At 39.3% G+C, this 8,758-nt stretch carries 8 protein-coding genes and 2 pseudogenes; 7 read left to right on the forward strand and 3 right to left on the reverse strand.

Annotated elements, in window-relative coordinates; genetic code table 11:
- Window positions 1-77 precede the first annotated feature (77 nt).
- From CK510_RS20980 to CK510_RS20990, 3 genes and pseudogenes are all read left to right on the forward strand, one after another.
- Window positions 78-710 (forward strand): annotated as a pseudogene (locus CK510_RS20980) (IS1634 family transposase); the annotation flags it as partial.
- Between the two features lie 616 nt (window positions 711-1,326).
- A complete protein-coding gene (locus tag CK510_RS20985) occupies window positions 1,327-2,034 on the forward strand; it encodes a TVP38/TMEM64 family protein (protein ID WP_095723564.1) in 708 nt (235 codons plus the stop codon).
- Window positions 2,035-2,085: 51 nt separating this feature from the next.
- Entirely contained in the window at window positions 2,086-2,886 is an 801-nt protein-coding gene (locus CK510_RS20990; protein ID WP_095723557.1) for an endonuclease/exonuclease/phosphatase family protein, read from the forward strand.
- Window positions 2,887-3,081: 195 nt separating this feature from the next.
- Here CK510_RS20990 and xisF read toward each other — a convergent pair whose 3' ends face one another.
- Window positions 3,082-4,617, reverse strand: a complete 1,536-nt coding sequence (gene xisF / locus CK510_RS20995; protein WP_095723558.1) for a fdxN element excision recombinase XisF — start codon at window positions 4,615-4,617, stop codon at window positions 3,082-3,084.
- On the opposite strand from xisF, the gene CK510_RS21000 reads away from it, so the two are divergent.
- The 4 genes and pseudogenes from CK510_RS21000 to CK510_RS34055 all read left to right on the forward strand — a co-directional run bounded on the left by CK510_RS21000 (window position 4,616) and on the right by CK510_RS34055 (window position 7,856).
- Window positions 4,616-5,566: an NADH-quinone oxidoreductase subunit B family protein gene (locus tag CK510_RS21000; protein ID WP_095723559.1), complete on the forward strand. Its 951-nt coding sequence runs from the start codon at window positions 4,616-4,618 to the stop codon at window positions 5,564-5,566. The genes xisF and CK510_RS21000 overlap by 2 nt on opposite strands.
- Before the next feature lie 346 nt (window positions 5,567-5,912).
- Window positions 5,913-6,422: pseudogene (locus CK510_RS21005) on the forward strand (nickel-dependent hydrogenase large subunit); the annotation flags it as partial.
- A 286-nt stretch (window positions 6,423-6,708) separates the two neighbouring features.
- Window positions 6,709-7,119 carry a hypothetical protein gene (locus CK510_RS21010; protein WP_095723560.1) on the forward strand — a complete coding sequence of 137 codons (411 nt, stop codon included), beginning with the start codon at window positions 6,709-6,711 and terminating at the stop codon, window positions 7,117-7,119.
- A gap of 614 nt (window positions 7,120-7,733) precedes the next feature.
- Window positions 7,734-7,856 carry a hypothetical protein gene (locus CK510_RS34055; protein WP_281257065.1) on the forward strand — a complete coding sequence of 41 codons (123 nt, stop codon included), beginning with the start codon at window positions 7,734-7,736 and terminating at the stop codon, window positions 7,854-7,856.
- 163 nt (window positions 7,857-8,019) lie between these two features.
- On the opposite strand, the gene CK510_RS21020 is transcribed toward CK510_RS34055, so the two are convergent.
- Both CK510_RS21020 and CK510_RS21025 read right to left on the reverse strand, forming a co-directional pair.
- On the reverse strand, window positions 8,020-8,367 hold the full coding sequence (locus tag CK510_RS21020; protein ID WP_095723562.1) for a hypothetical protein: 348 nt from the start codon (window positions 8,365-8,367) through the stop codon (window positions 8,020-8,022).
- A complete protein-coding gene (locus CK510_RS21025) occupies window positions 8,364-8,699 on the reverse strand; it encodes a DUF5674 family protein (RefSeq protein WP_342745990.1) in 336 nt (111 codons plus the stop codon). Before CK510_RS21025 ends, CK510_RS21020 begins: the two co-directional genes overlap by 4 nt.
- Between the last annotated feature and the right edge of the window lie 59 nt (window positions 8,700-8,758).

Consider the following 8,758-nt stretch of genomic DNA (forward strand, 5'->3'; position numbering starts at 1 on the left):
TGTCTCATATTCTATAATGCAGTCTGTACCAATTTACATTCTGATTTTTTTTCTACCCCGATTTACCGAGCGGATACGGACTATTTACAATTAATCTGCAAATTACAAAACATCAAAAAACGATTAGGCGATATCTTGATAGACCACCTCAAACCATAGAGTCAACATCAATAAATCTAGATTTTGAGATTTTAGAATTAGCTGTTACACAAAAAATTAAGTCGTTAGGTTGGCGTGTTTATGTTACGAATCAAACCCCATCTGTATTGCCTCTTAAACAAGCAGTTTGTTGTTACAGAGACGAGTATTTGGTAGAACGAGGATTTAGTAGACTCAAAGGTTTTCCTTTGTCTTTAGCACCAATTTATTTACAACGCGAAGACCATATTACTGGCTTAATTCGTCTACTTTCAATCGGTTTGCGTGTTTTAACTTTATTAGAATTTCAGGTACGTCGTAGTCTAAAAGAAAATAAAGAAAAGCTTTTGGGACTTTATACTGGTAATCCTAAGCGAGAAACTGCACGCCCAACTGCTGAAATTATTCTAGCTGCTTTTAAGGAAATTACACTAATATTAATTGGGGTTAAAGATGAGGTTTATGCTCATTTAACTAATCTCTCTCCTTTACAGCAGCGCATTCTTTCTTTACTTGGATTCCCAATTGCTATCTATACTCAACTTGATGGTCAATCTTTTACTCCTAAATAGGCTTTTATTGAGAGATAAGAGTGAATGCCATAAATATCAAAACTTTCAAATTTAGACAGCAGAATATCTCTTTTATTAGCAACGACGATAAGCGCAAGTTACTCCAAAAAAAGAAAAAACAGACCTAATTTTATATCCATCCCTTGTACACAGGCATCCGCTCTAAAAGCGTGTTAAAAATAGAGCGCCCTACATTCTGATGCAATATTTTTAGTTACACTGTAATTCTCCTATACTTATAAATAAAATTCAATGTAGTTGCTAAACTACTCTAGAACTCCAGTACTAATATTTTTCTTTTATCTAACTCCCAAAAAAATGGGCGAACCGGGAGTTATTATTTGATAATAATACTTATGGGTTTTTATTGGTTGAAAATATCAATATACAGACATCACCAAAAATAATGCTTAGTTTTATGATTAATTTTAGAGACTTCCAGAAAATAAAACCTTCAAATCATATACTTACCAACACTATCATGGGAAGGATGGGGAGACCCAACCCCTACAATTGTGGAGAATTTATTTCTTGGTGTTCCCTTAGAGACTTCCAACGTCAAAAGAGAAATATTACAGATATCTCAGCGAAAAAATTACAAAAGCGTTTTAGACGAATGGCATTCATGGTACTGGCATTTGGGATTGCCCTGATATTTGCTACTGAACCAGCTTTTGGACAAGAATCGGCTCAAAATGTGATCGATATCAATCCCCAAACATGGCTAAAAAATGCTTTGCAGTGGGTTGATGATTTAGGTTCCGTGGGAGCATTAGCATTTATTCTAATTTATATTATTGCCTCTGTCGCCTTTCTTCCAGGGTCAATATTGACTCTTGGTGCTGGGGTTGTCTTTGGTGTGGTAATGGGTTCGCTGTACGTCTTCATTGGTGCAACAATTGGTGCGATCGCAGCTTTTCTTGTTGGACGCTATTGGGCAAGGGGTTGGGTTGCGAGTAAAATAGAAGGTAATCAAAAATTTCGGGCGATTGATGAAGCTGTTGCCAGGGAAGGACTGAAAATTGTTTTGTTAACCCGACTTTCTCCGATATTTCCCTTCAACCTGTTGAATTATGCCTATGGAGTGACGGGAGTTTCTCTCAAAGACTATATTTTTGGCTCAATTGGGATGATTCCCGGAACAATTATGTATGTTTATATTGGTTCTTTGGCTGGTAGTATTGCCACAATTGGCTCTGAATCTCAACCTGGAAATCCCTCTGTACAGTGGGCTATTCGCATAATTGGTTTTGTTGCTACGGTTGCTGTCACAATTTATGTAACTAAAATTGCTCGTAAGGCTTTAGAAGATGAAGTATTGTAGTATGTTTTAAGAAGTAGTCAGTAATTAGAATTCAGTGCAATTTTCAATAATATGATTAAAGTCGCCACAATCAATCTTTTATTTGATATGAAATTCTGGGATATACGTCAGGATTTATTAGTAGAAGGATTGAAACAAACCAACGCTGATATAGTTGGATTACAAGAAATAAATATCGCTGAAAATACAGGCGATCGCATTGCCGAAAAGCTAGATATGCCTTATATTTACCAGACTAAATGCCAGCAATTACCCTATAAGGGTGGTCCTGAATATGGAAATGCAATTATCAGCCGTTATCCATTTATTCAACAAGAACAATTAGATTTACAAGGTCAAGGTCGTTTGGCTCAATATGTACAAATAGAAGTCAATCATCAACCATTCATTTTTTGTAATGGTCACTATTATTGGAAACCTGGTTCCTGTCAGGCAAGAATGGAACAATTTAAATTATTAGTTGATTGGTTAGGTGAATTACCTCCCCAATTACCAATAATTACTGTCGGAGACTTTAACGCTACTCCTGATACTCCAGAAATCGATTTTTTGCGGGATAATTTCACTTCAGCATACGCAAATTACCATAATTCCGAACCAGAATATACTTGCCCAACTCCTTTAGTAAAAATCACTAAAAAAATACATCGCAAAGTGGGATTACGAGTCATGAATCTGCTGGTACATGGTCAAGCTAAAGCTTGGCAAGGAACCCTTGATTATATATTTATTAATCAGCATTTACAGGTTAATAATTGTCAATTAATTCTCACCGATCCAGCCACAAATAATCAGTACATGTATCCATCTGACCATTTTGGTATCGCTGCGGAATTTGCAATTAAAGTTTGAACTACTAAAATTTCCAAGTTATACAACAATACAGTAACGATGATTTATTCTTCCGTTCGCTAATAACAGAAAATTTCCAATTCGAGGCTAATCTAATATTAGATTGAGAAAGTGCCGAGAATGCAAATTGAAACTGATAAAGAATTTTGGCTGAGGCAACTCGAAGAATGGCGAGAACTGGTGCGGAAACGGGAATTAAAGAAAATCAATGCCCAAAACAATCCGTCTGTCAACAATAATGCGACGGACAAGTCTGTTTAGTATACGCTTCTTATCGTCTGGTGTTCTACTATCCCAAAAATCCCGATCGCGAAACATTTGGGACAATTCCTCCCTCACAAGTAAGCTGCGAGTTGTCATTTTTTCGTTTAGGTTTAAAGTGCTAGATATTTGTTCGCGGATACCATCTTTGGCTTTTTCGACGAAAGGATTGACGGGTAATCTTTCCAACCCCGCTAGGGTATCCCGCAGTTCTCTTACTTCTGCGGGTTCTTCCCGTTTATCCTCATCAAAATTTACCATCCCAGACAATCTAGTAGCCTCTTTTACCAGTAAATCTGCAACCTGTTGTTCGAGTTTGTCGCTACGAATCATTTCCTTGCGATCGCACCTTCCCAAGGAAAAATAGGTACATTGATAATAGTTAACTAGATTCCCTCCCCTTTGAGTTTGTCCGGACATTCGAGTTAATGCTCCCCCACAGTTGGAGCATTTTAGCAAATTGGCAAAAGGATTAACTCTCTCGCTAGCAACCCAACGATTATTGGTATTTCTGCGAATAGTTTGCTTGACTTGTTCGTGCTGCTCGCGGGAAATAATTCCCTCGTGGGTATCCCAATTACAATCCCATTTATCGAAATGGTTTAATTGCTTTCCTGATGGACTTTTGGTAGTCACATTAAAGGGAGTTCCCCCAGCATGAACTGGGTTAACTAAAAAGTTTTTCAACCCCGATGGCGACCATTGCAGACTTGCCCAGGGATATCGTTTGAAGGTATTCTTCGTACTTAACGAAAAATCTGCATCGTCTAATTTTTCCCCATCAATTATGTGTTTGCGGGCTTCTTTTCGAGTTCGTGGTTCTACCTTGCTGGGAGTACCAAAGATTTTATTCAGGACATCGCAGGTTTTACGGACACTACCACATTCATTAAAAACCTCAAAAATAAACAAAGCTAATTCCCAGACTTGGAAACATCGCTTTCCCTCCAATAGACACACGCACCAACCCTCATCCCGAACATAGCGATCGCACACCACTTTCCAGCCCAAAGGGGCAAACCGATGACTTTTTCTTTGTGTCATCCGATGCTTGCGTTCGGCACTAACACGACTAGATAACATCTTTATTTCAAACTTCGATGCTGCCAGCAAAATATCCACCGTCAGTTCCCCACCTAAACTTTCTGTATCGATGGTTTGGTCAAGGGCTACTAATTTTATACCCTGACTCCGCAATACTTCCATCAAGGTGTAAAATAACTTAGATGAACTACCTATGCGATCGATTCTCGTCACAACTAACTCACTAATTGCACCTTTTTCAGCGACTTGCAAATTATCGATGAGTTGCTGCAATCCATCCCGAACTTCCGTAGTGCGACTTTGGATATCCCAATAAAAACGGGAACATCCGGCATTTTTCCCCCTTTCCATCTGCTTTTTGAGGGCATTCCTGTCTTCCTGCTGCTCGACAGTGGAGACTCGACCATAAAACCATTTTTCATTCATGGCTGCGTTTTTTTCATTCTATAGAGATTATACTACATCCTTTCTCAACGCCGAAGAACCTACAGCCTGCGACTTGATTGCTGACTTTGGTTTCAATATCCTTTGGCATCCCTCCCTAGGGCTAGAAATGGGTGAAAATCTCCAAGCAATGCTGTGGGATTGCGTCTTGGGTAGAATACCAGTAGATATTTTGGTGTTTGAAGGTTCAGTAATAAACGCACCCAATGGTACAGGAACCTGGAATCGCTTTGCCGATCGCCCCATGAAGGACTGGTTAGCTGATTTATCTAAGGTTGCTAACTATGTTATCGCGGTAGGTGACTGTGCTACTTGGGGAGGAATTCCAGCAATGTCACCCAACCCCAGCGAATCTAACGGTTTGCAATTTCTCAAGCGTCAGGAAGGTGGATTTTTAGGCAAAGACTTTCGTGCTAAATCTGGTCTACCAGTAATTAATATACCCGGATGTCCTGCCCACCCGGATTGGATAACGCAGATATTAGTTGCGATCGCAACTGGACGCATTGGTGATATTGCTCTTGACGAACTTCACCGTCCCCTAACTTTCTTCAATACTTATACGCAAACCGGATGTACTCGTAATAACCACTTCGCTTACAAATCATCCATAAGTGAATTCGGGCAGCGCAAAGGCTGTCTATTCTACGACCTTGGTTGTCGTGGACCCATGACCCATTCTTCCTGCAATCGAATTCTCTGGAATCGTGCTTCATCAAAAACCCGTGTTGGAATGCCTTGTATTGGTTGTACTGAACCGGAATTTCCCTTCTATGACCTCAAACCGGGAACTGTGTTTAAAACTCAGACGCTTATGGGTGTTCCCAAAGACTTACCACCAGGTGTGAATAAAACGGGTTATGCAATTCTAACAATGGTATCGAAAGACACGATGCCAGAATGGGCTGAAGAAGACTTTTTTACTATTTAGTTAATTAGTCAAAACTTATTGGCGGTTAGTTGATAGTTGGGGATGAGGCAATACAGTTTGGATAAGCAAAAAATGGGAGAATATTATTTGCTGTAAGTCTTATTTTTACGTTTTTTCCTTTTCTCTTTCCCCTTTAGGGACTTCCAGAAAATAAAATATTCTTTCTCACATACTTACCAAAAGTATCACGCGAAGGGTGGGGAGACCCCTACAATTGTGGAGAATTTATTTCTTGGTGTTCCCTTAACCGAACCGTATTAGGGGATAAGGGTTCAATAAGCAACAATTAGCCACTGACTACTACCCATTCACAATTAGGCATTAACACAATCTACAGGAGAGCAGAATGGGAACTCAAATACTTGATATATCACCAGTTGGTAGAGTCGAAGGTGATTTAGATATTCGGGTCGAAATCGAAAATGGTCAAGTTGTTAATGCTTGGACTCACGCAGAACTCTTTCGTGGTTTTGAAGTTATTTTACGCGGTAAAGACCCCCAAGCTGGATTAATTGTTACGCCTCGTGTCTGCGGAATTTGCGGAGCTTCCCACCTCACAAGCGCAGCTTGGGCATTAGATACGGCTTGGGGAACAACAGTTCCGCGCAATGCGATTCTGGCTCGAAATATCGGTCAACTTGCAGAAACATTACAAAGTATACCGCGCTACTTTTACGGATTGTTTGCGATCGACTTAACCCATTCCAAATATCAGCATAGTCCCTATTATCAAGAGGCTTGCAAGCGTTTCGCAGCTTTTACAGGTAAATCCTATGAACAAGGAATAACAGTTTCAGCTAAACCTGTTGAAATTTATGCCCTATTTGGCGGACAATGGCCCCACAGCAGTTATATGGCGGAATTGCTTATATATTAAGGGTTTGAGAAGATATAGATAATGGTTCCCTGATGCTTCCTTAAATCATGGGATAAACCGTGCGATCGCTTATCGTATAAGTCAGTTGTTTTTATAAATCAAATGTCATTTTATCTGAAAAATCATTACCTAATTTTTCCCTAAAACTCCTAATTCAACCTTTAGAAGATTAGCTATTTCCTGAAAGAACTGCTATGCGATCGCATCACTATGGTAAATTTTTAATAGTGTTGTCTGCTTGCCCCATCTCATCAATACCTACACTATGAAAATCTACCGATTGCAGAAACTCAAGGAAAAGCTGATGGAAGAAAAAGACCTTTCTAAAATCTGGTTGTTTTACATGGATAATTTTGCGGATCATCCGGAATTCACTGACTTGGGTAAAGCAGTTCGGAATGAATACATAGACGCTGTTGTCCATCAGACTTGTCAGCAACTGTTTGGCAAAAACATAAAAATTACAAATTCTCTCCTAATTCAAATTCCAGAATATCGGTTTTTTCATGGACCATTCCAAGCAGGAGGACGTATTGGGGGTGTAATTTTTTTTGAAGATATTAAAATTGGGTTATTTGCAGTGTCGGCAGATTTTCCCTCTACCGATATGGTTAAATATTCGCGATTTACTGAAGTAGCTCGACTGTCGGAACTGAATGGTAACGATTTGAATTGAGAAAGTACAATGAGTCTGCGATCGCACTTCTTAATTTACTTCGCTCTTGAATAGTAAAAATGAATTTTTCCCCTAGTACTCATAATTTATTTAGGGTTAAGAATCGTCAAGCTATGTATATTTATTTCCTCTATATGGAAATAAAAAGCCGGGTTTTTCTCAATATAAATACGTAAATATAGTTAATTTAGTTTTAATAGTTATCAGTAAGCTTTATATTACTTAGATTTCTTTAGTGTGCTGGTATACTGCCCACGGGTAAAAACTGAACTTTTGTCATGCTGACGAAGGTACGTTCCACGTTCCCGCAGGGTAGCATCTTTAAGATTTTTACGCAATCTAAAAGTATAGTTGTAACCCGTTTTTAGTATAGTTAGAGAACACCAAGAAATAAATTCTCCAATATTGTAGGGGTAGGGTCTCCCTCATTAGTGTCAACTTAAGCGAGAAGTCTTATCCCCTCTGGTTCCCAGGCAGAGCCTGGGAACGAGATATAGAAAGGGTTCTACGTTAAGTTGACACCAATGGGTCTCCCTACCCTCCGCGTGATAGTATTGTTAAGTATACGATTTGAAGATTTTATTTTCTGGAAGTCCCTTACAGAACACAATTTTTTGCCGCTTTTTGCAGTTGTAGCTGGAATGCGATCGCAATGCAATAAAAAATATTTGGCAGTTTGGGAATTGCTGGATGATATACGATCGCTTGAAAAATGCCTAGAGGTTCAGAAAGCTTGAAAGGGACTCTTTCAATTCAAAAAGGTACGTTACATTTCATTAACGCACCCTAGAAGATCGGCGATTCCTAGGTAGTGCTTCGCGATCGCACTTGTAATATAGCAGAACATTCAGGAGAAGAGAAGCGCTCCGTAGGAATCGCTTCGCTATCGCACTAAAAACCTTAAACCAGAACTCCTGCCATCTCCCTAATTCGATTTGCCCAGGTTTGAGACAAGGTTGAAATTTCCAGACGACTAGAATCACTTGCCCAAGTCTCCAACCAATGGGTATGCCATCGAGACAATTGACGTTGTATTTGAGCCAGTTCAAACGCACTGTCCACATCTAAATCAATCGCTGTCAGTTCTAAAAATACTTTACTTTCTCTAACAATCTCAAGTACCGCTTCCCCATTAACCCCATCCAAACTAAGAGATGCCATTTGCAGAAAGTTCTGTGCTAATCGTTCAAGACGTACAGAAAGGCGATCGCAACGAAAGACAATTTGTTCTACAGTCCAGTTATTCATAAGCCTCCTAATAACTTGTGGATGATTTGTTTGACCTGTTCACGAATCGCTGGATCTAAAATTTCCATTGCTCTATTTTGACGTGGACGGAGATTTACCATTGATTCATAGAAAATTTCTTGAGAAATAGGATTCCAACTCGCACCCCAAACATCCTGCTGTTGAGTTCTATTATCAAGTAAAACAGTTTCACAGTTTGAGTGCATTTCACCTCCACCTGCCAAAATTTGATGACGTATATCTACGGCTGTTTTAATATCAATACCTTCGCCAAATTTATGAACTGCTAGAACAAGGATCGGCAGGGTGGATACGCTGACTGCCTGACAGATTTATTTGAAAAGAAGTGAAAAAGCACTCAAACCCAACATTTAAAGGAGTAAACACGAGA

It is taken from the genome of Brunnivagina elsteri CCALA 953 (assembly GCF_002289455.1).
GTDB classification, from domain to species: domain Bacteria; phylum Cyanobacteriota; class Cyanobacteriia; order Cyanobacteriales; family Nostocaceae; genus Brunnivagina; species Brunnivagina elsteri.